Genomic DNA, 26047 nt, shown 5'->3' with positions numbered 1-26047 from the left:
GGTCGCAATCCCCTTACGGGGAAGCACCTCGTGCAACTCCCGACGGGGTCTTCCTGGAGGTGGAATGGCACGAGGATGAGGTCGCAATCCCCTTACGGGGAAGCATCTCGTGCAACTCTACCCCCTAAAGAACCCCGTCCTGGACGGGCGTGCTGAAGGGGGGTTTGTGAGAAAGATGAAGCTTGGAATATACATAAGGCGAATAGAGGGCTTTTTGCGAGGTTTAGGCCCATGCTTAAGCCGCAGAGGAAGGTGCGATGAAAATCCGAATGCGCATACTCGCGTGCTGGACGAGGTTGAGTTGTCAAGATCCCCCGCCGGAACCCCGGCTTTGGGGACATGCTATCAGCGTTGGACTTGGTAGGTCAAGACCCTTTGGGTGCCCATCGGAAAGGGCGGTCTTAAGTTTTTTGGAAAAAGCGTTCGTGCGGATGCCTTTTGGGAGCTAAAGCTTTAGTTTTTCCTAGCAAAGGAGGCCTCCGCTTCGGCCCTCCTATCCCCTCCGGCTAAGGAGGAGCCCCAGGAGGACGAGCAGGACCAGCCCCCCCCAAAGGGCCCAGGGGGGCAGGTGCTGGCCCAGGAGGTAGGCCAGGAGGACCAGGCCCTGGGTCCAGAGGAGGCTTCCCAGGGCGGAAAGGAGGAGGTAGGCCCCAAAGGGGAAGCCCAGAGCCCCCAGGAGGAAGGGCACCAGGGTCCGCACCCCCCCGATGAAGGGGGCCACGAGAAGCGCCAGGGGCCCGAAGCGGAGGAGAAGCCGCTCCCCCTTCCGCCAAAGCCCCGCGGGGAACCGGGCCTTTAAGAACCTCCCCCCGTACCGCCCCACGGCGTAGCCCAGGAGGTGCCCCAGGAAGCTCCCCAGGAAGAGGAGGGGGAGGAGGGGGAAAAGCCCCAGCCGCCCCTCCGCCGCCAGGGCCCCCAGGGCCAGGAGGAGGGTGTCCCCCCCGGGCACGAAGAGCCCGATGGGGAGGCCGGTTTCCAGGAAGAGGGAAAGGGGGGCTAGGAAGAGGAGGCTCTTCATGCCGGGGCGGGCTTGCGGGTGGCCCAGAGGCTCCCCAAGAGGAGGACCGCCAGGATGAAGAGGCTGAAGGCCTCCTTGTCCAGGCCCACGGCCAGCTCGGGCCGGTGCAGGACCTCCTTGGCCATCTTGTCCCAGGCGCCGAAGACCAGCTTCACCCCCGCCAGGCCCACCACCACATAGGCCAGGTGCTTAAAGCGGGGGAAGCGGTCCAGGAGGGAGACCACGAAGCTGGCCAGCATCCTAAGGGCCAGGATGCCCAGGAAGACCCCGGTGAAGATGACCCAAAGCTTGTCCGAAAGGGCCACGGCCACCAGGACGGAGTCCACCGCGAAGGCCAGGTCCATGAGCTCCACCTGGGCCACCACCTTCCAGAACTGGGCGGCGCTGGCCTCCAGAGGCGGCGGGGCGTGCCCCTCTTCCGGCTTCAGGAAGTGCCTCAGGGCGATGAAGAGGAGGTAGGCCGCCCCCAGGGCCTGCACCCACCAGAGCTTGATGACCAAGGCGGCGAAAAGGAGGGCCAGGCCCCGGAGGATGTAGGCCCCCAGGATGCCGTAGAAGAGGGCCTTCCGCCGCATGTGGGCCGGGAGCTTCTGCACCAGCACGCCCAGGATGAGGGCGTTGTCCGCGGAGAGGATGACCTCCAGGACGATGAGGGTGAGGATGACCGAAATCACGCCAGCTTCCATGCGCCACCTCCAAAAGAAAAGGCCACCGCCTTTAGCGGTGGTCTTGCCCAAGGGCTTCCTGCCCTCCCGGCCCCCGGGGCCTTTGCCCGTACTGACGGGGCACCGGCTTGGGGCTACTCCCCAACCGCTTCCATTATAAGGGGGAAAAGCCCATGGGGTTTTCCGGGTATACTGGGGGCATGGAAGGCGGACTGCCCACCAAGGAACAGGTCCTCGAGGCCCTCAAGGTGGTCTACGACCCGGAGATCCCGGTGAACATCGTGGACCTGGGCCTGGTTTACGACGTGGAGGTGCACGAGAACGGGGTGGTGGACGTCACCATGACCCTCACCGCCATCGGCTGCCCGGCCCAGGACGTGGTGAAGGCCGACGCGGAGATGGCCGTCATGCGCCTGCCCGGGGTGCAGGGGGTGAACGTGGAGTTCGTCTGGACCCCGCCCTGGACCCCCGCCAAGATGACGGAGGAGGGCAAGCGCATGATGCGCATGTTCGGCTTCAACGTCTAGGCCCAAAGCCGCCCCAGGGCGCCCCTTCCTGGGCCCCTGGGGCGTTTGTCCACCCCCATGGGGTAAAAATAAGCCTATGCCGGTCAGCCGCTATTACGATGTCAAGCGGGACGAAAAAGGGGAGCGGTACCTGGAGCCCTACGTGACGGGCTTTCTCCTCCTGAGGCTTCCCCTTCTCAACAAGGGCACGGCCTTCACCGAGGAGGAAAGGCGACTTCTGGGCCTGGAGGGCCTCCTTCCCCCCCACGTGAACACCCTGGAGGAGCAGAAGGAGCGGGTCTACCGCCGCTACCGCCTCATCCAGACCCCTTTGGACAAGCACATCTACCTGCGCCACCTCCAGGACCGCAACGAGGTCCTCTTCTACGCCCTCCTGGTGGACCACCTGGAGGAGATGCTCCCCATCCTCTACACCCCCACCGTGGGGGAGGCGGTGCGGGAGTTCTCCCACATCTACCGCTACCCCCGGGGCTTCACCGCCAGCACCCGGAACATTGACCACCTGGACGAGGCCCTTTCCAACGTTCCCCTGGAGGAGGTGCGCCTCATCGTGGCCACGGACTCCTCGGCCATCCTGGGCATCGGGGACCAGGGCTTTGGGGGCATGGCCATCAGCATCGGCAAGCTCACCCTCTACACCGCCGCAGGGGGCGTGGGCCCGGACAAGACCCTCCCCGTGGAGCTGGACGTGGGCACCGACCGGGAGGACCTCCTCCAAGACCCCCTCTACCTGGGGGTGCGGCACAAGCGGCTTAGGGGGGAGGCCTACTTCCAGTTCCTGGACCGCTTCGTGGAGGCGGTGAAGCGGCGCTACCCCAAGGCCCTCATCCAGTGGGAGGACTTCGCCAAGGAGACCGCCTTCGCCGTCTTGGAGCGCTACCGGAAGGTGGTGCCCTCCTTCAACGACGACATCCAGGGCACGGGGGCGGTGGCCCTGGCGGGGGTCCTCTCCGCCTGCCGGCTCAAGGGGGAGAGGCTTCGGGACCAGACCGTGGTGGTCTACGGGGCCGGGGCAGGGGGCATCGGGGTGGCCTGGGCCCTCCTGGAGGGGATGAAGCGGGAAGGGCTTTCCGAGGAGGAGGCCAGGGCCAGGGTTTTGGTCCTGGACTCCAAGGGGCTTCTCGTGGAGGACCGGGCCATGGAGGCCTACAAGCGCCCCTTCGCCCAAAGGGCGGAGCGCATAGCGGGGTGGGCCTTCTCGGGGCCTTACCCCAACCTCCTGGAGACCATAAGGAACGCCCGGGCCACGGTCCTCCTGGGCCTTTCCGGCCAGGGGGGGAGCTTCACCGAGCCCGTGGCGCGGGCCATGCTGGAAAACACGGAGCGTCCCGTCATCTTCCCCCTCTCCAACCCCACCTCGGCCTCCGAGGCCCTCCCCGACGACCTCATCTACTGGACGGAAGGAAAGGCCCTGGTGGCCGCGGGAAGCCCCTTCCCCCCCGTGGGCTATAAGGGGCGGGTTATCCCCATCGGCCAGGGGAACAACGCCTTCGTCTTCCCCGGGCTCGGCCTGGGGGCCGTCCTCGCCCGGGCCCGGGAGGTGACGGACGGGATGGTCCTCGAGGCCGCCTACGCCCTTTACGAGTACACCTCCGCCCACTTCCCGGACCTCCTCTACCCCCCCGTGGCCCGGCTCCGGGAGGTCTCCCCCTACGTGGCTGCCCGGGTGATGGCCAAGGCCCTGGAGGAAGGGGTGGCGGAGGAGGAACGGATCCAGGGGCTTTCCCTGGAGGGCCTTTTGGCCTTCGTGCGGGGCCGCTTCTGGGAGCCCCGGTACCTGCCCTACCGCCCGGCCCCCAGAATCTGAAGCCCCTGTAAACTGGGAAGGATGTGGCGCGTCCTGGCCTGGGACCCGGCCTACGCCCTGGAAAGCCCCCCCCTGGAGGGGGAGGTGCAGGCCGCCTTCAGGCCCCTGGAGGAGCCCTGGGCCCCCATAGGGGAAAAGGCGGCCTCCTGGCCCCTCCTCCACTTCGTGGACGGGCGGGAGCGGGTGGAGGCCCTCCTTTCCGATGGGCAAAGGCTCGTCCTCTTGGGAAGCCTGGCCGTGGGGGCCGTGGCCTGGCGGGAGGGGCGGATGCGCTTGGGGGAGGTCTGGGTCCGGCGCTACGCGGTGGGGGCGGAGGAGGCCTTTTGCCTCGGGGCGCTTTCCTACGAGCCCCTGCCCCTGGAGGGCCCAGCCGACCCCCAGGCCCTCCTTAAGGGCCTGCAGGAGGAGAGGGCCCGCCTCGAGGCCGAGCTGGCCCGGGGGCTTCAGGGGGGGGTGGTGGTGGTGGACGGCCCCTTGCGCATGGCAAGGCCCCGGAGCCTGGGCTACATCAAGGCCCACTGGGCCCGCTACCTTCCCGAGAAGGAGCAGGGGCTTCTCCGGGAGCTCAAGCCCGGGGAAAGGACCCCGGCCTTCCTCCTCCGGCGGGGAGGGCGGGAGGTGGCCAGCTGGTACCTGCGCCTGCCCCTTTCCGGGGCCTACCCCCCAGGGGCCGGGCTCCTCCGGGTGGAGGCCCCTTTGGAGGGTTTCCAAGAGATGGCCGAGCTCTCCCTAAGCCTGTTCCCCGCCCTGGCCTCCCACCCCGCCAAGGACCCAAGGGCCCCCCAGAACCTCCTCCCCACGGGGGGGCTGGAGCGGGAGCTTGGGCGGCGGATGGGGAGCCGGGAGGTGGTGGGGCGGCAGATTGCCCGCTTCTTGGGAGGTGGAGCGTGAAGCGCGTGGGCGTGGTGTTGGGAAGCCGGGAGGCCACCCCGTTGGAGTTCTGGGTGGGGGTGGAGGAGGGGGCGCTGCTCAGGCTGGACGACCTGGTGGTGGTGCGGGCCTTTCATCACTCCTTGGGCGAGGTGCGCTTTTTCGGGGCGGTGGACCACGTGGCCAAGCTCCACGAGGGGCAGAGCTTTGACACGGACACCTTCCTGGCCGCGGAGGGGAAGATCCCCTACTCCCTGGCCTACGTGGCCCACGTGAGCGTGACCCGCATCCTCCCCGAGGAGTACTTCCCCCCAGACCCCGGATCGGAGGTCTTCCTGGCGGAGGAAGGGGAGCTGGAGCTTGCCCTCTACTACGACGCCATGAGGAACCAAAGGGGGAGCACCAAGCTCCCCGTGGGCCTCCTCCAGAACGGGGCCATAGCCTACGTGAACCTGGAGTTCCTAAACGGGGTGAAGGGCGGGCACGTGAACATCTCCGGCATCAGCGGGGTGGCGGCCAAGACCAGCTACGCCACCTTCCTCCTAAAAAGCCTCCTGGAAAGCCCCGCGGCGGAGGACGCCCACCAGGCCAAGGTGCTCCTCTTCAACGTGAAGGGGGAGGACCTCTTCTTCCTGGACAAGCCCAACCTGCGCCTCAAGGGGGAGGACCGGGCCCTTTATGAGAAGATGGGCCTTTCCCCAGAGCCCTTCAAAAGCGTGGCCTTCCTGGCCCCGCCCAAGAAGGAGGGCTTCCTCCCCGACATAGACACCCGCCTCGAGGGGGTTTCGGTCTACCACTGGGACCTGGCGCAGTTCGCCCAAAGGGGCCTCCTCCCCTTCCTCTTCGCTGACCGGGGGGCCATGACCAACCTGGGCTTTTTGGTCCTCCAGGTGACGGAAAGGCTCCGCCGCCTGGCCGAGGGGCAGAAGGGGCCCCACCTGGAGGTGGAGGACTGGAAGGACGGGGCTTTGGCCCTGGAGGAGGGCATCGCCTTTGACGAGGTGGGGCGGGTGCGCCTTAAGACCTTCGGCCATCTGGTGCGCTACCTGGAGTACAAGCTCCTGGGCCCCGAGGAGGGGGAAGGGGAGGGGGACCGGCGCTGGACCGGCCGCCAGGCCCGGGCCACCCTCGAGGCCTTCGTGCGCCGCCTGCGCTCCAGCGTGGAGAACGTGGCCCACCTCATCCGGGGGGACCGCAAGGGCAACCCCCCAGACCCCCTCCAGGGGGCCCAGGTGCACGTGGTGGACCTGGCCAAGCTCCACCCCCAGGCCCAGATGTTCGTGGTGGGGGCCCTCCTCAAGGAGGTCTTTGAGAAAAAGGAGCGGGGGGCCTACCGGGGGCGGATTTTCATCGTCCTGGACGAGCTCAACAAGTACGCCCCCCGGGACGAGGAGAGCCCCATCAAGGATGTCCTCCTGGACATCGCGGAGCGGGGCCGCTCCTTAGGGGTCATCCTCATCGGGGCCCAGCAGACCGCAAGCGAAGTGGAGCGCCGGGTGGTGGCCAACGCCGCCATCCGGGTGGTGGGCCGCCTGGACGCGGCGGAGGCGGAGCGCCCCGAGTACCGCTACCTCCCCACCTCCTTCCGCCAGCGGGCCCTCATCCTGCCCCAGGGGGCGGTGATCCTCCACCAGCCCGAGCTCCCCGTGCCCCTTTTCCTGCGCTTCCCCTTCCCCGCCTGGGCCACCAAGCGGGAGGAGGTCCTGGAGGACAACTCCGCGGAGGCCTTGAGGCGGGAGCTCTTCTGAGCGCCCCGGCGGCTTAGGGTAGGATGGCCCTGGTATGAAAGAAACCCCTCTTTACCAGGCCCACCTCCGCCGCGGCGGGCGGATGGTGGAGTTCGCGGGCTACGCCCTGCCGCTCCAGTACACCTCCATCAAGGAGGAGCACCTGGCGGTGCGCCGGGGGGCGGGGGTCTTTGACGTGAGCCACATGGGGGAGTTTTTCATCCGGGGGGAGGAGGCCCTTGCCTTCCTCCAGTGGGTCACGGTGAACGATGTGGGGCGGCTTCGGGTGGGCCGGGCCCAGTACTCCATGCTCCCGAACGAAAAGGGGGGCGTGGTGGACGACATCTACCTCTACCGCCTGGGGGAAGGGGAGTACCTCATGGTGGTGAACGCGGCCAACATCGCCAAGGACTGGGCCCACCTAAAGGCCCTGGCCCAGGGCTTCCGGGTGGAGCTTTTGGACCGCTCCGAGGCCACCGCCCTCCTCGCCCTCCAGGGGCCGAAGGCCGAGAAGGTCCTCCAGGCCCTCACGGACCAGGACCTTTCCCAACGGAAGAAGAACGACGTCTTCCGGGCGGAGGTGGCGGGGAAGGAGGCCCTCCTCGCCCGCACGGGGTACACGGGGGAGGACGGGTTTGAGCTCTTCCTCGCCCCCGAGGACGCGGAGGCGGTCTTTGAGGCCCTTTTGGAAGGGGGGGCGGTGCCTTGCGGCCTGGGGGCCCGGGACACCCTAAGGCTCGAGGCCGGCTTCCCCCTCTACGGCCACGAGCTCACCGACGACACCAACCCCCTCTGCACCCCCTGGGCCTGGGTGGTGAAGCGGGAGAAGGCCTTCCTGGGTAAGGAGGCGATGCTTAACGCCCCTTGCGGGGAGCGGCTCATCGGGCTCGTGCTGGAAACGGGGATTCCCCGGGAGGGCTACCCCGTCCTCTCCGGGGAGGAGCGGGTGGGCCGGGTGACCAGCGGGGGCTTTTCGCCCCTCCTGGAGAAGGGCATCGCCCTGGCCTACGTGGCCGAGGGGGCGGAGGGGCCCTTCTTCGTGGAGGTGCGGGGCCGGAAAGTCCCGGCCTCTCTTAGCCCTTTGCCCTTTGTACCGCTAAAATAGCGGGGGTTGGGAGGCGCTATGGACATACCTAAGGACCGGTTCTACACCAAGACGCACGAGTGGGCCCTCCCTGAGGGGGATACGGTGTTGGTGGGCATCACCGACTACGCCCAGGATGCCCTGGGGGACGTGGTCTACGTGGAGCTCCCCGAGGTGGGCCGTACGGTGGAGGCGGGGGAGGCCGTGGCCGTGGTGGAGAGCGTGAAGACCGCCTCCGACATCTACGCCCCCGTGGCCGGGGAGGTGGTGGAGGTCAACCTGGCCCTGGAGAAGAGCCCCGAACTCATCAACCAGGACCCCTACGGGGAGGGTTGGATCTTCCGCCTCCGCCCCCGGGACATGGCGGACCTGGACGGACTCCTGGACGCCTCCGGCTACCAGGAGGCCCTGGAGGCCGGGGCTTAAGGCCATGAGGAGGGCCTGGGGGGAAGGGGGGGCCTTAGCCTCCCGCCCCCAGGTGTGGCCCCGGGTCAAATGGCCCGGGGTTTTTGTTGAAGGATAGAGGCATGGACTACACGCCCCATACGCCCGAGGAGATCGCGGCCATGCTGGAGAAGGTGGGGGCCAGGTCCTTGGAGGACCTCTACCGCCACCTGCCCGCGGAGATCCTGAACCCGCCCATCGCCCTCCCCGAGGCCCAGCCGGAGTGGGCCGTGCTGGAGCGCTTAAGGGCCCTCCAGGCCAAGAACCGCCCGGCCCACAAGGCCTTTCTTGGAGGGGGCATCCGAAGCCACCACGTGCCCCCCGTGGTCCAGGCCCTGGCCCAAAGGGGGGAGTTCCTCACCGCCTACACCCCCTACCAGCCCGAGGTGAGCCAGGGGGTGCTGCAGGCCACCTTCGAGTACCAGACCATGATGGCCGAGCTTGCGGGCCTCGAGGTGGCCAACGCCTCCCTCTACGACGGGGCGAGCGCCCTCGCGGAAGGGGTCCTCCTCGCCTTAAGGGAAACGGGGCGGATGGGGGTGGTGGTCTCCCAAGGGGTCCACCCCGAGTACCGCCAGGTGCTTAGGACCTACCTGGAGGCCGTGGGGGCCGAGCTCAAGACCGTGCCCCTGGAGGGAGGAAGAACCCCAGTCTTCCCCGTGGGGGAGGAGGTGGGGGCGGTGGTGGCCCAGAACCCCAACTTCCTGGGGGCCCTGGAGGAGATGGCCCCCCTGGCGGAGGCCGCCCACCGGGCGGGGGCCCTCTTCGTGGCCGTGGCCGACCCCCTCTCCCTGGCCCTCCTCAAGCCCCCCGGGGCCTACGGGGCGGACATCGCCGTGGGGGACGGGCAGAGCCTGGGCCTGCCCATGGGCTTCGGGGGGCCCCACTTCGGCTACCTGGCCACCAAGAAGGCCTTCGTGCGCCAGGTGCCGGGTCGGCTGGTCTCGGAGACCGTGGACGCGGAGGGAAGGCGGGGCTTTATCCTCACCCTCCAGGCCCGGGAGCAGTACATCCGCCGGGCCAAGGCCAAGAGCAACATCACCACCAACGCCCAGCTCACCGCCCTCATGGGGGCCATGTACCTGGCCGCCCTGGGCCCCGAGGGCCTGAAGGAGGTGGCCCTCAAAGGGGTGGCCCAGGCCCACCGCCTGCGGGCCCTCCTCCTGGAGATCCCCGGGGTGGAGCCCTTTACCCCCGAGCCCTTCTTCAACGAGTTCGCCCTGAGGCTCCCCAAGGACCCCCTATGGGTGCGGAAGGCCCTGGCGGAGCGGGGCTTCCACGGGGCCACCCCCGTCCCCCCGGAGTACGGGGCGGGCCTTGCCCTCTTCGCGGCCACGGAGCTTCACGGGGAGGAGGACCTCTTGGCCTTTAGGGAGACGCTAGCGGAGGTGCTACGGTGAACTACCCGCTCATCTTTGAACGGAGCCGGAAGGGAAGGCGGGGGCTAAAGCTGGTGAAGGAGGTGCCCGAGGCCCGGGCCTTCATCCCCGAGGCCCACCTTAGGGAGGCCCCTCCCCGCCTCCCCGAGGTGGACGAGCTCACCCTGGTCCGCCACTACACGGGCCTCTCCCGCCGCCAGGTGGGGGTGGACACCACCTTCTACCCCTTGGGCTCCTGCACCATGAAGTACAACCCCAAGCTCCACGAGGAGGCCGCCCGGCTCTTCGCCGACCTCCACCCCTACCAGGACCCGGCCACGGTCCAGGGGGCCCTGGAGCTCATGTGGGAGCTGGGGGAGGACCTGAAGGCCCTCACGGGCATGGACGCCATCACCCTGGAGCCCGCCGCGGGGGCCCACGGGGAGCTCACGGGGATCCTCATCATCCGCGCCTACCACGAGGACCGGGGGGAGGGGAAGACCCGCCGGGTGGTGTTGGTGCCGGACTCCGCCCACGGCTCCAACCCCGCCACGGCCAGCATGGCGGGCTACCAGGTGAAGGAGATCCCTTCGGGCCCCGACGGGGAGGTGGACCTCGAGGCCCTGAAGCGCGAGCTTGGCCCCCACGTGGCCGCCCTCATGCTCACCAACCCTAACACCCTAGGCCTCTTTGAGCGGCGCATCCTGGAGATCGCCCGGCTCTGCAAGGAGGCCGGGGTCCAGCTCTACTACGACGGGGCCAACCTGAACGCCATCATGGGCTGGGCCCGGCCCGGGGACATGGGCTTTGACGTGGTCCACCTGAACCTGCACAAGACCTTCACCGTGCCCCACGGCGGGGGCGGGCCCGGCTCGGGGCCGGTGGGGGTGAAGGCCCATCTGGCCCCCTACCTCCCCGTGCCCCTGGTGGCAAGGGGCGAGGAGGGGTTCTACCTGGACTTCCACCGGCCCAAAAGCATCGGGCGGGTGCGGAGCTTCTACGGGAACTTCCTGGCCCTGGTGCGGGCCTGGGCCTACATCCGCACCCTGGGCCTGGAGGGGCTCAAGAAGGCCGCGGCCCTTTCCGTCCTGAACGCCCTTTACCTCAAGGAGCTCCTCAAGGAAAAGGGCTTCCGCGTCCCCTACGACGGCCCCACCATGCACGAGTTCGTGGCCCAGCCCCCCCAGGGCTTCCGCGCCTTGGACCTGGCCAAGGGGCTTTTGGAGCTGGGCTTCCACCCCCCCACGGTCTACTTCCCCCTCATCGTCAAGGAGGCCCTCATGGTGGAGCCCACGGAGACGGAGAGCAAGGAGACCCTCGAGGCCTTCGCCGAGGCCTTAGGGGCCCTTCTGGAGAAGCCCAAGGAGTGGTTGGAAGGGGCCCCCTACACCACCCCGGTGCGCCGGCTGGACGAGGTCAGGGCCAACCGTTTCCCCAAGCTCACCTTCTTTGACGAGCCTGGCCTCTAAGCCCTCCGCCGCGGGGGGGCACCCCCCGCGGCGGAGCCTCCCTTCCCTACTTCTCCACGGGCAGCTTAGCCTCCGTCCAGGCCTTGTACCCGCCCAGGATGCTCTTCACGTTGTACCCCTGGCCCCGGAGGAAGACCAGGGCCATGGCCCCGCGGTGGCCGATGCCGCAGTAGACGATGATGGGCTTGCCCTTGGGAAGCTCCCCAACCCGCTTGGGCAGGTCGCGGATGGGGATGTTCACCGCCCCGGGGATCCGGCCCCCGGCGAACTCGTTGGGCTCCCGCACGTCCAGGATGAAGACCTCCAGGGTGTCCATCATCTGCTTGGCCGCCGCGGGCTGGAGGCCGTAGAAGTCCGTGGGCAGGGTGGTGAGGAAGTTCCCCACCTCCCGCACCGTGAGGGCGGAGAAGGTGGTCGTGGTGGCCTGCGCCAGCACCGGAAGCGCCAAAAGGAGCCCGAGCCAAGCCAACTTACGGATGCCTTTCATGGTGTTCCTCCTTTCCCAAAGGGGGGTTCCCCCCTTTAGAGACCAAACCCTTGCCACTGCCCCACCAGGACCAGCAGGGCCCTGAGCCCCGCGGCGGAAAGGAGCCCCATCCAGGGGCCGAGCCGCTCCTGGAAGGCCCCCAGGCCCAGGAGGAGGAAGAGGAGGAAGGGGAAGCCCCCCTCCTCCAAGAGGTGGCCTCGAGCCTCCGGGGCCAGGGTGAGGGGGTAGAGGGCGGTGAGGAGCAGGCTTGCCCCCGCGAAGAGGCGCAGGGGCTCCCTGGCCCAGGGGCTTCCCAGAAGGGCGGCCAGGGCCAGGGCCAAGACCAAGGCCGTGAGGGGGAAGAGACCCGCTAAAAGGGCGTTCCAGAGGGGCCGGTTCAGGTTCACCGCCAGGGCCATGCCGGGGTAGGCCAGGGCCACCAGGCTGAAGAGGAGGAAGGCCCAGGCCAACGCCCTTTGCGGCCCCTTACCCAGGAAGAGGAGGCCCCCCGTGAGGAAGCTCAGGGCCAGGCCCCAGGCCCCCCACCCGATGGGGCTTTGGGGGTGGAAGGAGAGGAAGAGCCAGATGTGGGTGAAGCGGAAGCGGGCGGGGCTTTCCGCCCAGAGGACGAAGAGGTCCAGGGCGATGAGGGCCAGGGCCCAGAGGGTGTACCGCCGGGCCTCCTCGTGCCTTTTCAGGTGGAGGTAGGCGGCCAGGAGGGCCACCCCCCCGGCGAGCCCCACCAGGACGAAGTGCAGGGCGTTGGTCCAGTGCCAGAACTCCCCGGCGTTGGGCAGGCCGTAGAACTCAGTCATGGCGCACCTCCCGTTCCTGGCTGAGCCCCTTCTTGGAGGGGGCGTTCAGGTAGAAAAGCTTGGGCTGGGTGCCGAGCTCCGGCCGGAGCACGTCCACCCGCCCCGCCTCCTTCAGGGCCTTGGCCACGGGGCTTTCGGGGTCGTCCAGGTCGCCGAAGGCCCGGCACCCCGTGGGGCAGGTCTCCACGCAGGCGGGCACGCCCCCTTTCTCCAGGCGATGGGCGCAGAAGGTGCACTTGTCCACATAGCCCCCAGGGTGGAGGTAGCGGGCGTCGTAGGGGCAGGCGGCCACGCAGGCCCCGCAGGCGATGCACTTCCCGGGGTCCACCAGCACCAGGCCGTCTTTGGTCTGGTAGCTGGCCCCGGTGGGGCAGACGGGGACGCAGGGCGGGTTGGCGCAGTGCAGGCACTGCTCCGGGCGGAACTCCACCGTGAGGTCCGGAAAGACCCCCAGCTCCCGCTCCCGGATCCAGAGCCGGTGGACGCCCGGGGGGACCTCGTTTTCCATCTTGCAGGCCACGGCGCAGGCGGCGCAGCCCACGCAGAGGCTCAGGTCTATGGCCATGGCGTAGCGGGGCATCACATCCTCCTTTCCTCCAAGGGACGCCGGGCCAGGGAGGAGAGGGCGGGGAGGTGGGGCCTTTCCGCCTTTTCCAGCCGGACGAAGTTCACCCTAAGGCCCGCGCCCCCCGAGATGGGGTCCAGGCGGTAGCGGGTCTGGAGGTAGTTGTCCGAGGCTCCGCGGCCGTGGGCCACCTTCATCAGGGGGGCCTTGTGGCCGAAGCCGTGCACCAGGTAGACGCAGTCCTTGCGGATCCTTTCTGTGGCCTTCACCCGCACGGGCCCCTCCTTCACCCCGTCCTGGTTGATGAGGTAGGCGTAGTCCCCGTTCTTGAGGCCGAGCTTCTGGGCCTCCTCCCGGTGGATCCAGACCTCGTTTTCCGGGTCCATCTCCATGAGCACCCAGTTGTTCTGGGTGCGGGCGAAGGTGTGCACCGGGCTCCGGCCGTAGAGGAGGCGGTAGTGGCCCGGAGGGGGCTCCTCGGGGGGGGTGTAGACCGGAAGGGGCTGGTGGCCCGCGGCCTTGAAGGCTTGGCAGTAGAGCTCGATCTTCCCCGAGGGGGTGCCGAAGGGCAGGCGGCCCTCCTTCTCCCAGTCCTCCAGCCAGGGCTTGCCCTTTTGCACCAGGGTGCCCATGGACTTCATGGTCTCCAGGTCCAGGCCGATGCTTTGGAGGCGGGTGTCCAGGTACTCCTCTATGGTCTTCCAGGGGAAGTAGGCCTCGAGGCCCAGCCTTAGCCCCAGCTCCCGGGCGATCCACCACCCCGGCTTGGTGTCAAAGAGGGGCTCGTGGGCCGGCACCCTTAGCTGGAGGAAGGGGGTCTTGTGGGCCACGGCCACCAGGTCGTCGTAGCGCTCCAGGTAGGTGGCCTCGGGGAGGACCACGTCCGCCCACATCACGTGCTCCTGGGGGAGGACGTCGATGGCCACGTAGAGGTCCAGCCCCTTCAGGGCCTCCTTGGTGCGGGGCACGTTGGGGATGGAGTGGAAGAGGTTGATGCCGTAGGCGATGAGCCCCCGGATGGGGTAGGGCTTGCCGGTGAGCATGGGCTCGATGAGCTCCTGGATGGCGGTGGTGCGGGCGAAGAACCTGCCCTTGTCCGCCCGGGGCCTAAACCCCTCGGGCTCGTGGTCCCCGCCGCTCGGCCCCGAGCACCCTCCCGCCGCGGGCTCCAGAGGGAGGGGCGGGGTGGGGTACTTCTCCAGGTAGGGGCTTTGGGCGATGTAGAAGCCCCCCGGCCGGCCGTAGTTGCCCAGGAGGACGTTCACGTAGTAGAGGGCCATCATCCGGTAGGTGTCGTCCCCGTACCAGACGGTGTGCCGCCCCGGCGGGAGGACGGCCCTTGGCCTGTGGGCCGCCATCTCCCGGGCCACCCGGCGGATGGTTTCCGCGGGGATCTCCGTCTCCTTCTCCGCCCACTCGGGGGTGAAGCCCTTCACGTGGGCCTTCAGCTCCTCAAACCCCACCGTGTAGCGGGCGACGTAGTCCTTGTCGTAGAGGTCCTCGTAGATGAGGACGTGGATCCAGGCGAGGAGCAGGGCGGTGTCGGTGCCGGGCTTGATGGGCAGCCACAGGTGGGCCTTGGCCGCGGCGGTGGAGAAGCGGGGGTCCACCACCACCAGCTTGGCCCCCCGCTTCAGGGCCAGGGCGAAGTCCTGGAGCTGGGTGTTGTGGGTGTCCTCCCCGATGTGGTGCCCGATGAGGACGATGTAGCGGGCGTTTTCCCAGTCCACGGGCTCGTGACCCCCGATGGGGCGGCCGAAGATCCACTGGGCCGCCACTTCCCGGGGGGCGGTGCAGATGGACACCGAGGGCTTGGCGGCGTTGGGGCTCCCCCAGGCGGCGGGGAGGTAGTCCACGAACCAGAAGTCCCCGGTGCCGTGGCCGAAGAAGGCCATGGCCTCGGGGCCGTACCGCTCCCGGATGGCCAGCATCCTCTCCGCCACGTAGTCCAAGGCCTCCTCCCAGGTAGCCACCCGGTACTTGCCCTCCCCCCGTTCCGTGCCCTCAAGCCGGATGAGGGGGCGCTTGAGCCGGTCGGGGTCGTAGGTGGTCTGGGGGGCCCCCTGGCCCCGGGGGCAGAGCCGGCCCCGGCTTTTGGGGTTTTCCGCGTACCCTTCCACCTTGTAGACCCGGTTCCCCACCGCGTGGGCCCGGATGCCGCACCGCCAGAAGCACCCCTCGCAGATCTGGTACACGGTGCGCACCTCCTGGGCGTACCAGGGGGTCTTGCGGGCCTTGGCCGGGCCGCCTTGGGTGAGGGCCAGGGCCCCCGCGCTTAAGGCGGTGAGCTTAAGAAAGGTTCTTCTTTCCATGAAGCGCCTCCTCTAAAAAGCCCATCAGGGCGCTGTAAAAGCCCGTGGGGTCTTCCTGGGCCACCACCGGGCGGTAGCGGGCCACCCAGGGTTCCAGGTAGTTCAGGAGGAGCCAGCGGGCCAGGTCGGGCCGTCTCGGGGCCAGGAGGGCCATGGCCTCGCCGAGGCTCGCCACGTGGTCCGGCAGGTCGCGCCAGGTTTCCTGCACCTCGAGGCCCCCCTCCTGGAAGGCCCGCACCAGGGCCTGGTAGGAGGGGCCGAAGAGGACCCCGTCCCGGGCGTAGGCGGTGTAAGGGGGGGCGGCGGCCCCCGCGGGGTGGTTGACGAAAAGCCGGGTGTAGGCCGCCTGGAGCTCCTCCAGGGGCGGGTGGGGGAGGGCCACCTTCCGGCCCAGGAGCTCCCCCAGGGCTTCCTCCAGGGTCCCGAGCTCCAGCTCTTGCCAGAAGGCCTCGCCTGGAGGGGCGAAGGCGCTGGCCACCACCCAGCCTAGGAGCTCCATGCCTCACCTCCTGGTTCCCAGGGTAGGGAAGGGGAGGGGAGGCCTAAGACGGAGAGGTTCGGGCAGGGTTGTCGGAAGGGTTCCTAAGGCAAATGTCCCTAGGCCAGGCCCTGCTCCCGGGCCCAGCGCACCAGCTCCGGGGTTTCCATGAGCCCCAGCTTGTTCATGGCCCGCTGCTTGTAGGTGGAGGCGGTCTTCAGGGAGATGCCCAGGGCCTCCGCCGCCTGCGAGAGGGTGTACCCCTGGGCCAGGAGGCCCACCAGGGCCCGCTCCCGGGGGGAGAGGACCTCGGGGGTGGGGGTCCTTTGCCCCTCTAAAAGGGCTTCCGTGAGGCTGGGGTGGAGGTAGCGGAGGCCCTGTCTGAGCCGCTCTAGGGCCTCCAGGAGGTCCTGGTCCAGGGCGTGCTTGGGCAGGTAGCCCCGGGCCCCGAGCTGGAAGGCCCGGGCCACGTAGGCGGGCTCGTCGTGCATGGAGACCACCAGGACGGGGGCCCTTTGGGCCAAAAGGGGGAGGGCCTCGAGGCCCCCCTGCCCCGGCAGGTTCAGGTCCAAAAGCACCAGGTCCGCTTCCCACGGGGTACTAAGGGCCTCTTCCGCCCGGGCGAACTCCCCCACCACCCTATGCCCCCCCTCCTCCAGGAGGAGGCGGAGGCCCGCCCGCACCAGGTGGTGGTCCTCCACCAGCACCACCCTCATAGGGGCACCCCGAACTCCACCCGCGTGCCCTCCCCCGGCTGGGAATGGACGAAAAGGCTCCCCCCCAGGGCCTGGACCCGCTCCTGCATGCCCAAAAGCCCCACGGAAGGCGGGGTCTTGTGGGGGTCAAACCCCTTGCCGTCGTCCTCTATGACCCCGAAAAGCCGCTCCCCTTCCGCCAGAAGCTCCACCCGCACCCTTTTCGCCCCGGCGTGCTTCAGCACGTTGGTTAGGGCCTCCTGCACCACCCGGAACAAGGCGGCCTCCTTGACCTTGTCCATGGGGGGCACAGCCAGCCGGGCCTCCACCTGTAGGCCCTGCCGCCGGTACCCCTCCAGGTAGCGCCTCAGGGCTTCTTCCAGGCTGAACTCGTCCAGGAGGGGCATGCGGAGCTCGCGGGAGAGGCGGCGCACCTCCTCCAGGGCCTGGGCCAGCTGGGCCCGCACCTCGGGGAGCCGCTCGGGGTGGCGCTCCGCCAGCTTCAGGGTGAGGAGGGTGGCGGTGAGGAGGCTCCCCACCCCGTCGTGGAGCTCCCGCCCCACCCGGCGCCGCTCCTCCTCCTGGGCCAGGAGGAGGCGGCTAGAGGCCTCCAGGGAGGGGCGCTTCAAGGCCAGGAGGAGGAGGGGCTTAAGGGCTTCGGGCACCTTCTCCCCCTCCTCCAGGCTCAGCACCAAGACCGCCAGGGTCCGCCCCTCGTCCCGGATGGGAAGGGCCACCAAAGGCCCTTCCTCCGCCCTTTCCCCGGCCAGGGCCTGCTCCGCCAGGGCGCGGGAGCGCTCCACCAGGAGGCAGGCCTTCCGGCAGGACTGGAGCTGGACCAGCCGGAGCCCCTCCGTGACCCAGTAGGCCTCCCCGCAGCGGATGACCCCCATGGCCTCCAGGGCTTCCAGGGCCAGGCGCAGGCTTTCCTGCCGGGTGCGGGCCCGAAGGAGGGCCTGGGCCAGGGGCGTGCAGTCCACCCCTTTACCTTACCGGGGCGGGGTAGGGGCAGGTGTCCTCTAAAGCCCAAAGAAGGCCCGGGCGGCCTGGATGTCCTTGGCGATCTGCTCCTTTAGGGCTTCCAGGCTCTCAAAGCGCCGCTCTTCCCTAAGCCGCTTGAGGAAGACCACCTTGAGTTCTGCCCCGTAAAGCGCCCCCATGAAGCCCAGGAGGTGGACCTCCAGGCGCCTTTCCTTCCCCTCCAGCGTGGGCCGGGTGCCCACGTTGGCCACCCCTTTCCGCCGGCCGAAGGGCCCCTCGGCCTCCACCGCGTAGACCCCGGGGGGGAGGACCTTTAGGGGGTGGACGGCCAGGTTGGCGGTGGGGAAGCCGAGCTTCTGCCCCAGCCGGTCCCCCTCCACCACCACCCCGTAGGCGCTGTAGGGGCGGCCCAGGAGGTGGCGGGCCTCCTCCACCCGGCCCTCCTGGAGGAGGGCCCGGATGCGGCTGGACTTCACCGCCTCGCCCCCAAGCTCCAGAAGGGGCACGACGCGCACCGGGGCCACCTGCTTTAGGGCCTCGGGGGTTCCTGCGCGCCCTTTACCGAAGCGGAAGTCCTCCCCCACGTAGACCGCCTCCGCCCCCAAGGCCCTGAGGTCCTCCAGGAAGGCCTCGGCGCTTCGCCTCGCGAACTCCGCGTTGAAGGGCACGGCGAGGATCATCTCCACCCCGAGGGCCCTTAAGGCCTCCACCTTCTCCTCGAGGTCCATCAAGAACCCCTCCCCCCGGGTGAAGACCTTGGTGGGGGGGTCAAAGGTGTAGACCAGAAGGGGCAGGTGGCGGGCCTGGGCCTCCTCCTTGGCCCGGTGCAGGAGGTGCTGGTGGCCCAGGTGCACCCCGTCAAAGGAGCCCACGGCCACCACCTTGGGGCCTTTGGGAACGTCAGCGACCTCGGAGAAAAGCATGGTGGTAAAGCACCCCCACGAGCCCCGTGGCCGAGAACTCCGCCTCCCCCTTCCGGTGCATCTCCAGCGCCTTTTCCGGCTCCAGCCAGAGCACCTCTATGGCCTCGTCCTCGTCGGGGGTGGCCTCTATGGGGCGGAGGTTTTCCGCCAGGAAGACGTGGGTCTTCTCGTCGGTGAAGCCGGGGGAGACGAAGAAGCTGAAGAGGTGGGTGAGGTCCCCCGTGAGGCCCGTCTCCTCGGCAAGCTCCCTTCTTGCGGCCTCCAGGGGGTCCTCCCCCGGCTCTATGAGCCCCGCAGGGATCTCCAGGGGCTTTAGCCCCACCGCGGGGCGCATCTGGCGCACGAAGAGCATCCGGCCCTCCTTTAGGGCGATGATGGCCACCGCCGGCTTGTGCTCCACGATCTCGTAGCGGCCCTCGAGGGCCAGGTTCAGGATCCGGCCCCGGTAGAGGTAGGTGCGGCTCACCCCTTTATGCTACAAGCCAACCCCCCTCCCCAAAGGAAGCCCCACCGCAAGCGCGGGCTTGCGGTGGGGGCCTTCGGCCGGGCCTACTTCAGGGCCTCGAGGGTGGCCAGGAGCACCGCCCGGGTGTAGGTGGGGTTGTGCACGCCCTTAGAGCCGTCGTTCTCGATGAGGAGGTAGTTCCAGGCGGCCCGCACCACGGGGTCCTTGGTGGCGAAGACCGGCTGGCCCTTCTCATCCCGGATATCCCCCAGCTGGCTGTAGAGCACGCTCCCGTCCGTGAGGGTCATCTTGAAGGCGATCTGCCCGGCGATGGAGAGGATGTCCACCCGGTAGACCGGGGCCTTCACCGCCACGTTGGGGGTGAACTGGCCGTTTTCGGGGTTCCAGGCCCGCACGGTCTTGATGCGGTCCCGCACCGCCAGCACCCGGGCGTTCACCTGGGTGCGCACCAGGGAGAGGAGGTGGAGGGTGTTCTCCTGGACCATCTCCTCGGTGTACTTGGTCCCGTGGCAGGAGGCGCAGAGCCCCTCGGGGGTCTTGAAGGTGTGGGAGGAGTAGTCCCCCTTTCCGGCCAGGCTCATGTGGCAGGTGGAGCAGGCGTTGCCGGTGAAGAAGGCGTGGGGGTTGGGCCACTCCCGGGTGTCGTCCACGAAGTAGGCGTTCTTGCCCAGGAGGACATCCCCCTGGCTGGAGGCGTGGGGGTAGGTGTAGCGGCCGGGGTCCTCCGCGTTCCAGGTGACGCGGCCGTTGCGCGAGTTGTGGCAGGCGATGCAAAGGGCGGCGTTGCCCACCGCGGTGGCCTTGAAGCCGGAGGGGAGCATGGGGGTGTCGTTGGCCAGGCGCAGGTCCCCGTCCTCGTCGTGGCAGGCCTTGCAGGTGACGGGCTTCACCTGGTCCTGGGTGAGGCCCAGGCTCCTCAGGTACTCCACCGTGGCGGGCTTGCCGTCTGGGCCTACCAGGTTGCCGGGGTTCCCCTTCTTGAGCTGCTCTAGCCAGGCCAAAAAGCCCTGCTCGCTGTGGCAGCGGGCGCAGTGGGCGGCGTTGGCCTGGCGGGCCTCCACCGTGGCCTCCCGCAGGGTCTTGTACCCCATGACCCCGTTGTTGTGGGCGCTTCCCTCCCACTCCTTCTGGATGGCCTCCTCGCTGGAAAAGGCCACCATCAGACCGAGCGCCAAGAGGGCCAGTAGGGTTCTTTTCATACACACCCCCTTCGCCCCTAGCAGACACCCCTACTCGCTCCTCTGTCAAGGGTAAGATGTCCCGGAGCATGTGGCTCACGGACGGAAGCCGAAGCCTTCTTCTCCAGGGGGAGCGCCTCTTGAGGGTGGAGCCGGGGGCGCGGGGGCTTCGCTTTGAGCGCATCACCCCGGGCCTCCAGGACGCCCACACCCACCCCCTCTACTGGGGCCTGGCCTTAAGGGGCCTGGACCTCGGGGGGCTTACCGACCCCGAGAAGGTGGCCGGGAGGGTGGCCGAGGCCGCGCGCCGCCTCCCCCCTGGGGCCTGGCTTCAGGGGCAGGGCTTTCTTTTTCATAGGCCCCCTCCCCCTGGCCTCCTGGACCAGGCGGCCCCAGAGCACCCTGTCTTCTTGAGGAGCCGGGATTACCACTCCGCCTGGATCAACCGCAAGGCGGCTGAGCGGGCGGGTCTTACCCCGGGGACCCCTCCCCCCGAAGGGGGCGGGTTTTTAAGGGACGGCGAGGGGAGGCCCTACTACCTCCTGGAGCGGGCCCAGGACCTCCTCACCCCCCACCTCCCCCCGCCCGGTCCGGAGGACTTGAGGCGGGGCCTGGAGGACCTCGCCCGCCGGGGGTACACCGCCCTCCACGCCCTGGGCTACGAGCCCCCGGAGGCTTTGGAGTGGGCCTTAAAGATGGAGCTTCCCCTAAGGCTTTGGTGGGCCCTGCCCAGGGGGGCCTGGCGGGGGTGGCGGCCGGGGGTGTACGGGGAGGTGCACCTGAGGGCGGTCAAGTTCTTCGCCGACGGGGCCTTGGGCAGCCGCACCGCCTGGATGCACCGCCCCTACCCGGACGGGAGCTTCGGCCTGCCCCTGGACCCCCTGGAGGCCATCCGGGAGGAGGGGGAGGAGGCCCTGAGGGCGGGCTTCACCCTGGCGGTGCACGCCATCGGCACCCGGGCGGTGGAGGGGGTCCTCGAGGTCTTCCAGGCCCTGGCCCCCCTGGCCCGGGAGAAGGGGGTTCTTCTGCGGATGGAGCACGTCCAGCACGTCCGGGACGAGGCCTTGCCCCTATTCAAGGGCCTTCCCCTGGCCCTTTCCCTCCAGCCCCTCCACCTCCTGGAGGACCGGGCCCTCATCGGGGCCTTGGGCTTCCCTAGGGAGGAGGCCTTCCGCTTCCGGAGCCTCAAGGCCACGGGCCTCCCCCTGGCCTTCGGCTCCGATGCCCCCGTGGCGCCCCCCGAGTACGCCCTGAACCTGGAGGCCGCCCTAAACCCCCTCCATCCCAGGGAGGCCCTGGAGGAGGAAGAGGTGCTGGAGGCCCACACCCTGGGGGCGGCCCGGGCGGCGGGCTGGGCGGACCAGGGCCTTTTCCCAGGCGCCCGGGCGGACCTCACCCTCTGGGAGGGGGGGAAGCCCGTGGGCCGGGTGTACCGGGGGAGGTTGGAGATTTTCTGAACCAATCTTAAGGTATACTGCCCCCGTGTACGGGGTGCTGGTCTGGCCGCCTGCGCGCCTGAGGGCCTTCATGGAGGAGCTCCAGGCGGCCCACGGGGTGAAGGGTTTCGGCCCCCCCCACCTGAACCTGCGCCAGCCCTTTGACTGGCCCTACGAGGAGGAGGCCTTGAGGATCGCCCTGGAGGGGATCCTCCGGGGCCACGCCCCTTTCCGCCTGCGCCTTGGCCCCTGGGGGGCCTGGCCCCAAGGGGTGGTCTACCTCAGGGCCTACGGGGGGGAGGCCTTCCGCCGCCTCCACCACGCCCTGGAGCCCCTGGCCCCGCCCCTAAAGGAGATTGAGGGGCCAAGCTACATCCCCCACCTCACCCTGGCCCTGGGCCTCCCTCCGGAGGCGGCGGAGGCCCTGGCCCGAAGCCTCCCCCCACCCCCGATGGGCTCCTTCACCGTGCGGGAGGTGGCCCTGGTGCGGAGCGAGGGGGAGGAGCTTGTGGAGGTGGCCCGCTTTCCCTTAGCCCCTTTCCGGGGCGCTTAGTCCAGGAAGTCCCGGAGCTTGCGGGTGCGGGACTCGTGGTACTTGAGCTTCCTCAGGGCCTTGTTCTCGATCTGGCGGATCCGTTCCCGGGTCACCCCGAAGTAGGCCCCCACCTCCTCCAGGGTGTGCTCCCGGCCGTCGATGAGCCCTTTGCGGAGCTTTAGGACCATGGCCTCCCGCTCGGAGAGCTTGGAGAGGGCCTTTTCCAGCTCCTCGGAGAGGAGGCTCTGGGCCGCGGCCTCGGAGGGGGAGGGGAGGTTCTCGTCGGGGATGAAGTCGCCGTAGAAGCTGTCCTTCTCGTCCCCGATGGGGGTTTCCAGGGAGACGGGCTCCTGGGCGATCTTCAGGGTTTCCTCCACCCGCTTGGCGTCCCACCCCGGGCCCATGGCCTCGGCGATCTCCTCGTAGGTGGGCTCCCGGCCCAGCTCCTGCTGGAGCTGGCGGGCGGTGCGGGAGAGCTTGTTGATGGTCTCCACCATGTGCACCGGGATGCGGATGGTGCGGGCCTGGTCGGCGATGGCCCGGTTGATGGCCTGCCGGATCCACCAGGTGGCGTAGGTGGAGAACTTGAAGCGGCGCTTGTACTCAAACTTCTCCACCGCCCGGATGAGCCCCTGGTTCCCTTCCTGAATAAGATCCAGGAAGGAAAGCCCCCGGCCGGTGTACTTCTTGGCGATGGAGACCACCAGGCGCAGGTTGGCCTCAATGAGGTGCTGGCGGGCCGCCTCCCCCTCGCGGGCGATGTGCAGGTAGCGCTTGTACTCCTTGGGGAGGCTTTTGAGCTTCTGGTCTATCTCCTCCACCGTCTTGGCGTCGGGCTTCTCCTTAAGGCCGGGGATCTGGCTCACGCGGGCGGTGCCCAGGATCTTGGCCCGCACCACCTCCCGGATGAGGTCCGCGGGGAGGCCGGTGATCTCGGAGAGCTTCTTGATGGCCTCCATGCCCTCCTCCACCTTCCTTGCCAGCTCGATCTCCTCCTCCAGGGTGAGGAGGGGCACCTGGCCGATCTCGTGCAGGTACTGGCGCACGGGGTCGGAGGTGGAGACCTTGGGGAGGGCCAGCTCCTCTTCCTCCTCCAGGGCCTCCTCCGGCAGGAACTCGCCTTCCTCCAGGAGGGGGTCCTCGAGGTCCAAGAGGGCCTCGGGGTCCATGAGGAGCTCGGGGTCGGGGTCCTCCAGCTCCCCCAAGGGGGGTTCCAGGGCCTTATCCGCTTCCGGCTCCAGGGCCTGGACCTCCAGCTCCCCGCCGGTCTCGCCGCCTTTCTTCTCCTTTTCCACCGTCTTCTTCTTCGCCTTCTTCAAGGCCGACCTCCCTTGACCGCAAGGAGCACCTTGTAGGCCGCCACCTTCAGGGTCCTGAAGGCGCCGAAGGCCTCTTCCAACAGGGGTTCGTACTTGAGAAAGGGGTTAGCCACCAGGAAAAACCTGCCGCCCGGACGGAGCCGGGCCGCCGCCACGCTTACGAAAGCCTGGGCCACATCTAGGATGACCGCACCCCCCACGTGAAAAGGGGGGTTCGTAACAATGATGTCAAACCGGGCCTCGTCTGTCAAGTCGCTGTCCGCGTCCGAGTGGAGGGCTTGGGCCTTTAGGCCGTTTTCCTCCAGGCTCCGCTTGAGGGAGAGCACGGAGACCAGGTCGTCCTCCACCCCCACCCCCACCCCCCCGAGGGCGGCGAGGGGCAGGGTGAGGGCCCCGTACCCCGCCCCCAGATCCAAGAAGGTCTTCCCCCGCACCCCCTCCGGGCCCAGCTCCTCCAGGAGGGCGGAAAGGAGGAGCTTTGAGGCCGGGTCCACCTTCCCCGCGGAGAACACGCCGGGAAGGTGGTGGAAGGTGAAGGGGCGCTCCAAGAGCTCCGCCTGGAAGCTCTGCCAAAGGGGGGGAAGGGGAGGGGCGGGGTTTTCCTTCTCCAGAAGGGCGATGCGGTAGGGGCCCTCCCGCTCCAGCACCGTGCCGTAGCCCAGGAGGGCCCGCGCGTCCTTGAAGTAGCGCTCAAACCCCTTCCGTTTGTCCCCGGCCAGGTAGAGCCTTCCCCCAGGCTTCAAAGCCCGGGCCGCGGCCCTGAGGCTCACCTCCACGTAGGCCGTCCCCCGGCCCGCGGGGAGGACCAGGACCGCCAGGTCAAAGGCCCCCTCCTCCGCCGCCCAGGGGGGGGCGGGACGGGCCCTTAGGCCGCTCTTTTCCAGGCAGCGGAGGGCGGCCTTGGAGGTTTCCAGGCGTTCCACCTCCATCCGCCCCTCCAGGGGGAGGCTCGCCCAGCCCACCCCGGGGTTCAGGTCAAGGGCGCGCTCTCCGTGGGGCTTCACGTGCCGGAAGGCGAGCTCGTAGAGGGGGTCTTTCCACCCCCGGGCCCCGGGCTTCACGAAAAGCGTCCTTCCCCCCGGGGCGGGCAGGGGGATCGGGCGGTGGTACTCCTCGAGGGTCATGGCCACCCCGTTAGGATAGGGGGCTTTGGCCCAGTGGGGCAAATGTGTTAACATGCATCCTCAAACCCGCCCTCTGGGCGGAAAGGAGGCAGCGTGGCCCTGGTTGTGCAGAAGTACGGCGGCACCTCCGTGGGGGATCTGGAGAGGATCCACAAGGTGGCCCAGCGCATCGCCCACTACCGGGAAAAGGGGCATAAACTTGCGGTGGTGGTCTCGGCCATGGGGCACACCACCGACGAGCTCATCGCCCTGGCCAAGCGGGTGAACCCGAGACCCCCCTTCAGGGAGCTGGACCTCCTCACCACCACCGGGGAGCAGGTCTCCGTGGCCCTTCTTTCCATGCAGCTTTGGGCCATGGGCATCCCCGCCCGGGGCTTCGTGCAGCACCAGATCGGCATCACCACCGACGGGCGCTACGGGGATGCCCGCATCCTTTCCGTGGACCCAAGCCGCATCCAGAAGGCCTTGGAGGAGGGGTACGTGGCGGTGATCGCCGGCTTCATGGGCACCACCCCCGAGGGGGAGATCACCACCTTGGGCCGGGGGGGGTCGGACACCACCGCGGTGGCCATCGCCGCCGCCTTGGGGGCCAAGGAGTGCGAGATCTACACGGACACCGAAGGGGTCTACACCACGGACCCCCACCTCATCCCCGAGGCCAGGAAGCTTGCGGTCATCGGCTACGACCAGATGCTGGAGATGGCCGCGCTGGGGGCCAGGGTTCTCCACCCCCGGGCGGTCTACTACGCCAAGCGCTACGGGGTGGTCCTCCACGTGCGCTCCAGCTTCTCCTACAACCCGGGAACCCTAGTGAAGGAGGTCAACATGGAAATGGACAAGGTGGTGACGGGGGCGGCTTTGGACCTGGACCACGCCCAGATCGGCCTCATCGGCATCCCCGACCAGCCGGGCATCGCCGCCAAGGTCTTCCAGGCCCTGGCGGAGAAGGGCATCGCCGTGGACATGATCATCCAGGGGGTGCCCGGGCATGACCCTTCCCGGCAGCAGATGGCCTTCACGGTGAACAAGGACTTCGCCCAGGAGGCCCTGGAGGCCCTGGAGCCCGTGCTTGCCGAGATCGGGGGGGAGGCCATCTTGAGGCCCGACATCGCCAAGGTGTCCATCGTGGGGGTGGGCCTGGCCTCGGCCCCCGGGGTGCCCGCCAGGATGTTCCAGGCGGTGGCCTCCACCGGGGCCAACATAGAGATGATCGCCACCAGCGAGGTGCGCATCTCGGTGATCATCCCCGCGGAGTACGCGGAGGCGGCGCTCCGGGCCGTGCACCAGGCCTTTGAGCTGGACAAAGCCTGATGGAGCGGCTCCACCTTTCCTGGGAGGACCTCCTCCTTCTGGTGCGCCGCCTGGCGGAGCGCCTGCAGGACCAGCCCTTTGACCTCCTCCTGGGGGTGGCCCGGGGCGGGCTCATCCCCACCGCCCTCCTGGCCCAGGCCCTGGGGGCGCGGGACATCCTCACCGCCGCGGTGATGTTCTACGAGGGGGAGGAGCCCCTGCCCGAGCCCGTCTTCCTCCAGTTCCCCCAGGACCCCCTCCTTTTCGGAAAGCGGGTCTTGGTGGTGGACGACGTCTGGGACTCGGGGCGCACGGCCTTCGCGGTGAAGGAAAGGATCCGCCGGGCGGGGGGGACACCCTGGGTGGCCACCCTGCACTTCAAGCCGGAAAGGAACCGGGTTCCTGACCGCCCGGACTTCTACGCGGAGGAGACAGGGGCCTGGGTGGTCTACCCCTGGGCCCTCGAGGCCTGGCCTTAGGGATCCCCACCGCGGC

The 26047-nt window shown here is 68.8% G+C and carries 26 protein-coding genes; 12 read left to right on the top strand and 14 right to left on the bottom strand.

Annotated elements, in window-relative coordinates; all coding sequences use genetic code 11:
- Positions 1-493 precede the first annotated feature (493 nt).
- Both B043_RS0109345 and B043_RS0109340 read right to left on the bottom strand, forming a co-directional pair.
- On the bottom strand, positions 494-1018 hold the full coding sequence (locus B043_RS0109345; RefSeq protein WP_018461799.1) for a DedA family protein: 525 nt from the start codon (positions 1016-1018) through the stop codon (positions 494-496).
- Positions 1015-1704 carry a TerC family protein gene (locus B043_RS0109340; protein ID WP_018461798.1) on the bottom strand — a complete coding sequence of 230 codons (690 nt, stop codon included), beginning with the start codon at positions 1702-1704 and terminating at the stop codon, positions 1015-1017. Before B043_RS0109340 ends, B043_RS0109345 begins: the two co-directional genes overlap by 4 nt.
- 179 nt (positions 1705-1883) lie before the next feature.
- Here B043_RS0109340 and B043_RS0109335 point away from each other — a divergent pair, with 179 nt between their 5' ends.
- The 8 genes from B043_RS0109335 to gcvPB all read left to right on the top strand — a co-directional run bounded on the left by B043_RS0109335 (position 1884) and on the right by gcvPB (position 10969).
- Positions 1884-2210, top strand: a complete 327-nt coding sequence (locus B043_RS0109335) for a metal-sulfur cluster assembly factor (RefSeq protein ID WP_018461797.1) — start codon at positions 1884-1886, stop codon at positions 2208-2210.
- A 76-nt stretch (positions 2211-2286) separates the two neighbouring features.
- Positions 2287-4017 carry an NAD-dependent malic enzyme gene (locus tag B043_RS0109330; protein WP_018461796.1) on the top strand — a complete coding sequence of 577 codons (1731 nt, stop codon included), beginning with the start codon at positions 2287-2289 and terminating at the stop codon, positions 4015-4017.
- Between the two features lie 21 nt (positions 4018-4038).
- Entirely contained in the window at positions 4039-4908 is an 870-nt protein-coding gene (locus tag B043_RS0109325; RefSeq protein WP_018461795.1) for a DNA double-strand break repair nuclease NurA, read from the top strand.
- A complete protein-coding gene (locus B043_RS0109320) occupies positions 4905-6635 on the top strand; it encodes an ATP-binding protein (protein ID WP_018461794.1) in 1731 nt (576 codons plus the stop codon). Before B043_RS0109325 ends, B043_RS0109320 begins: the two co-directional genes overlap by 4 nt.
- Before the next feature lie 34 nt (positions 6636-6669).
- The gene (gene gcvT / locus B043_RS0109315; RefSeq protein WP_018461793.1) at positions 6670-7719 is read left to right on the top strand and encodes a glycine cleavage system aminomethyltransferase GcvT; all 1050 of its coding nucleotides are present in this window, start codon (positions 6670-6672) and stop codon (positions 7717-7719) included.
- Positions 7720-7737: 18 nt separating this feature from the next.
- Positions 7738-8124, top strand: coding sequence for a glycine cleavage system protein GcvH (gene gcvH, locus B043_RS0109310; protein WP_016328998.1), 387 nt, complete (start codon positions 7738-7740; stop codon positions 8122-8124).
- A 101-nt stretch (positions 8125-8225) separates the two neighbouring features.
- Positions 8226-9542 (top strand): aminomethyl-transferring glycine dehydrogenase subunit GcvPA, encoded by a 1317-nt coding sequence (gcvPA, locus tag B043_RS0109300; protein ID WP_018461791.1) that lies wholly within the window; start codon positions 8226-8228, stop codon positions 9540-9542.
- Positions 9539-10969 (top strand): aminomethyl-transferring glycine dehydrogenase subunit GcvPB, encoded by a 1431-nt coding sequence (gene gcvPB, locus B043_RS0109295; protein WP_016329000.1) that lies wholly within the window; start codon positions 9539-9541, stop codon positions 10967-10969. Before gcvPA ends, gcvPB begins: the two co-directional genes overlap by 4 nt.
- Before the next feature lie 46 nt (positions 10970-11015).
- On the opposite strand, the gene B043_RS0109290 is transcribed toward gcvPB, so the two are convergent.
- The 10 genes from B043_RS0109290 to B043_RS0109245 all read right to left on the bottom strand — a co-directional run bounded on the left by B043_RS0109290 (position 11016) and on the right by B043_RS0109245 (position 19869).
- Positions 11016-11456 carry a rhodanese-like domain-containing protein gene (locus B043_RS0109290; RefSeq protein ID WP_018461790.1) on the bottom strand — a complete coding sequence of 147 codons (441 nt, stop codon included), beginning with the start codon at positions 11454-11456 and terminating at the stop codon, positions 11016-11018.
- 35 nt (positions 11457-11491) lie between these two features.
- Positions 11492-12250 (bottom strand): polysulfide reductase NrfD family protein, encoded by a 759-nt coding sequence (locus B043_RS0109285; RefSeq protein WP_018461789.1) that lies wholly within the window; start codon positions 12248-12250, stop codon positions 11492-11494.
- Complete coding sequence (locus tag B043_RS0109280; RefSeq protein ID WP_016329003.1) at positions 12243-12830, bottom strand: 4Fe-4S dicluster domain-containing protein; 588 nt, start codon at positions 12828-12830, stop codon at positions 12243-12245. The genes B043_RS0109285 and B043_RS0109280 overlap by 8 nt, the downstream gene beginning before the upstream one ends.
- Positions 12830-15127, bottom strand: a complete 2298-nt coding sequence (locus B043_RS0109275) for a molybdopterin-dependent oxidoreductase (RefSeq protein WP_018461788.1) — start codon at positions 15125-15127, stop codon at positions 12830-12832. The genes B043_RS0109280 and B043_RS0109275 overlap by 1 nt, the downstream gene beginning before the upstream one ends.
- A complete protein-coding gene (locus B043_RS0109270) occupies positions 15105-15626 on the bottom strand; it encodes a TorD/DmsD family molecular chaperone (RefSeq protein ID WP_016329005.1) in 522 nt (173 codons plus the stop codon). The genes B043_RS0109275 and B043_RS0109270 overlap by 23 nt, the downstream gene beginning before the upstream one ends.
- A 98-nt stretch (positions 15627-15724) precedes the next feature.
- Positions 15725-16321 carry a response regulator gene (locus B043_RS0109265; protein WP_016329006.1) on the bottom strand — a complete coding sequence of 199 codons (597 nt, stop codon included), beginning with the start codon at positions 16319-16321 and terminating at the stop codon, positions 15725-15727.
- The gene (locus tag B043_RS13360) at positions 16318-17280 is read right to left on the bottom strand and encodes a sensor histidine kinase (RefSeq protein WP_018461787.1); all 963 of its coding nucleotides are present in this window, start codon (positions 17278-17280) and stop codon (positions 16318-16320) included. Before B043_RS13360 ends, B043_RS0109265 begins: the two co-directional genes overlap by 4 nt.
- A 39-nt stretch (positions 17281-17319) precedes the next feature.
- Positions 17320-18204, bottom strand: coding sequence for a riboflavin biosynthesis protein RibF (gene ribF / locus B043_RS0109255; protein WP_016329008.1), 885 nt, complete (start codon positions 18202-18204; stop codon positions 17320-17322).
- Positions 18182-18670, bottom strand: coding sequence for an NUDIX hydrolase (locus B043_RS0109250; protein WP_016329009.1), 489 nt, complete (start codon positions 18668-18670; stop codon positions 18182-18184). The genes ribF and B043_RS0109250 overlap by 23 nt, the downstream gene beginning before the upstream one ends.
- Positions 18671-18753: 83 nt before the next feature.
- The gene (locus B043_RS0109245; RefSeq protein WP_018461785.1) at positions 18754-19869 is read right to left on the bottom strand and encodes a hypothetical protein; all 1116 of its coding nucleotides are present in this window, start codon (positions 19867-19869) and stop codon (positions 18754-18756) included.
- Between the two features lie 68 nt (positions 19870-19937).
- Between B043_RS0109245 and B043_RS0109240 the strand changes: the two genes are divergently transcribed.
- Both B043_RS0109240 and B043_RS0109235 read left to right on the top strand, forming a co-directional pair.
- Positions 19938-21305 (top strand): amidohydrolase, encoded by a 1368-nt coding sequence (locus tag B043_RS0109240; protein WP_016329011.1) that lies wholly within the window; start codon positions 19938-19940, stop codon positions 21303-21305.
- Between the two features lie 25 nt (positions 21306-21330).
- Positions 21331-21837 (top strand): 2'-5' RNA ligase family protein, encoded by a 507-nt coding sequence (locus B043_RS0109235; RefSeq protein WP_016329012.1) that lies wholly within the window; start codon positions 21331-21333, stop codon positions 21835-21837.
- On the opposite strand, the gene rpoD is transcribed toward B043_RS0109235, so the two are convergent.
- Positions 21834-23138: an RNA polymerase sigma factor RpoD gene (gene rpoD, locus B043_RS0109230; protein ID WP_016329013.1), complete on the bottom strand. Its 1305-nt coding sequence runs from the start codon at positions 23136-23138 to the stop codon at positions 21834-21836. The genes B043_RS0109235 and rpoD overlap by 4 nt on opposite strands.
- Positions 23135-24262, bottom strand: coding sequence for a methyltransferase (locus B043_RS0109225; RefSeq protein WP_425425188.1), 1128 nt, complete (start codon positions 24260-24262; stop codon positions 23135-23137). The genes rpoD and B043_RS0109225 overlap by 4 nt, the downstream gene beginning before the upstream one ends.
- Before the next feature lie 93 nt (positions 24263-24355).
- On the opposite strand from B043_RS0109225, the gene B043_RS0109220 reads away from it, so the two are divergent.
- Together B043_RS0109220 and B043_RS0109215 are read left to right on the top strand one after the other, a co-directional pair.
- Entirely contained in the window at positions 24356-25573 is a 1218-nt protein-coding gene (locus B043_RS0109220; RefSeq protein ID WP_016329015.1) for an aspartate kinase, read from the top strand.
- Positions 25573-26031: a phosphoribosyltransferase gene (locus B043_RS0109215; protein WP_018461783.1), complete on the top strand. Its 459-nt coding sequence runs from the start codon at positions 25573-25575 to the stop codon at positions 26029-26031. The genes B043_RS0109220 and B043_RS0109215 overlap by 1 nt, the downstream gene beginning before the upstream one ends.
- Positions 26032-26047 lie beyond the last annotated feature (16 nt).

The organism is Thermus oshimai DSM 12092 (assembly GCF_000373145.1).
Classification (GTDB): Bacteria; Deinococcota; Deinococci; order Deinococcales; family Thermaceae; genus Thermus; species Thermus oshimai.
The sequence above is the reverse complement of the archived record's forward strand: the minus strand, read 5'-3'. Positions and strand labels throughout refer to the sequence as shown.

Coding starts and splice junctions, on each gene's coding strand:
- B043_RS0109345 (WP_018461799.1), bottom strand. CDS start 1,018: ATGAAGAGCCTCCTCTTCCTAGCCCCCCTTTCCCTCTTCCTGGAAACC.
- B043_RS0109340 (WP_018461798.1), bottom strand. CDS start 1,704: ATGGAAGCTGGCGTGATTTCGGTCATCCTCACCCTCATCGTCCTGGAG.
- B043_RS0109335 (WP_018461797.1), top strand. CDS start 1,884: ATGGAAGGCGGACTGCCCACCAAGGAACAGGTCCTCGAGGCCCTCAAG.
- B043_RS0109330 (WP_018461796.1), top strand. CDS start 2,287: ATGCCGGTCAGCCGCTATTACGATGTCAAGCGGGACGAAAAAGGGGAG.
- B043_RS0109325 (WP_018461795.1), top strand. CDS start 4,039: ATGTGGCGCGTCCTGGCCTGGGACCCGGCCTACGCCCTGGAAAGCCCC.
- gcvT (WP_018461793.1), top strand. CDS start 6,670: ATGAAAGAAACCCCTCTTTACCAGGCCCACCTCCGCCGCGGCGGGCGG.
- gcvH (WP_016328998.1), top strand. CDS start 7,738: ATGGACATACCTAAGGACCGGTTCTACACCAAGACGCACGAGTGGGCC.
- gcvPA (WP_018461791.1), top strand. CDS start 8,226: ATGGACTACACGCCCCATACGCCCGAGGAGATCGCGGCCATGCTGGAG.
- B043_RS0109290 (WP_018461790.1), bottom strand. CDS start 11,456: ATGAAAGGCATCCGTAAGTTGGCTTGGCTCGGGCTCCTTTTGGCGCTT.
- B043_RS0109285 (WP_018461789.1), bottom strand. CDS start 12,250: ATGACTGAGTTCTACGGCCTGCCCAACGCCGGGGAGTTCTGGCACTGG.
- B043_RS0109280 (WP_016329003.1), bottom strand. CDS start 12,830: ATGCCCCGCTACGCCATGGCCATAGACCTGAGCCTCTGCGTGGGCTGC.
- B043_RS0109275 (WP_018461788.1), bottom strand. CDS start 15,127: ATGGAAAGAAGAACCTTTCTTAAGCTCACCGCCTTAAGCGCGGGGGCC.
- B043_RS0109270 (WP_016329005.1), bottom strand. CDS start 15,626: ATGGAGCTCCTAGGCTGGGTGGTGGCCAGCGCCTTCGCCCCTCCAGGC.
- B043_RS0109265 (WP_016329006.1), bottom strand. CDS start 16,321: ATGAGGGTGGTGCTGGTGGAGGACCACCACCTGGTGCGGGCGGGCCTC.
- ribF (WP_016329008.1), bottom strand. CDS start 18,204: ATGCTTTTCTCCGAGGTCGCTGACGTTCCCAAAGGCCCCAAGGTGGTG.
- B043_RS0109245 (WP_018461785.1), bottom strand. CDS start 19,869: ATGAAAAGAACCCTACTGGCCCTCTTGGCGCTCGGTCTGATGGTGGCC.
- B043_RS0109240 (WP_016329011.1), top strand. CDS start 19,938: ATGTGGCTCACGGACGGAAGCCGAAGCCTTCTTCTCCAGGGGGAGCGC.
- B043_RS0109225 (WP_425425188.1), bottom strand. CDS start 24,262: ATGACCCTCGAGGAGTACCACCGCCCGATCCCCCTGCCCGCCCCGGGG.
- B043_RS0109215 (WP_018461783.1), top strand. CDS start 25,573: ATGGAGCGGCTCCACCTTTCCTGGGAGGACCTCCTCCTTCTGGTGCGC.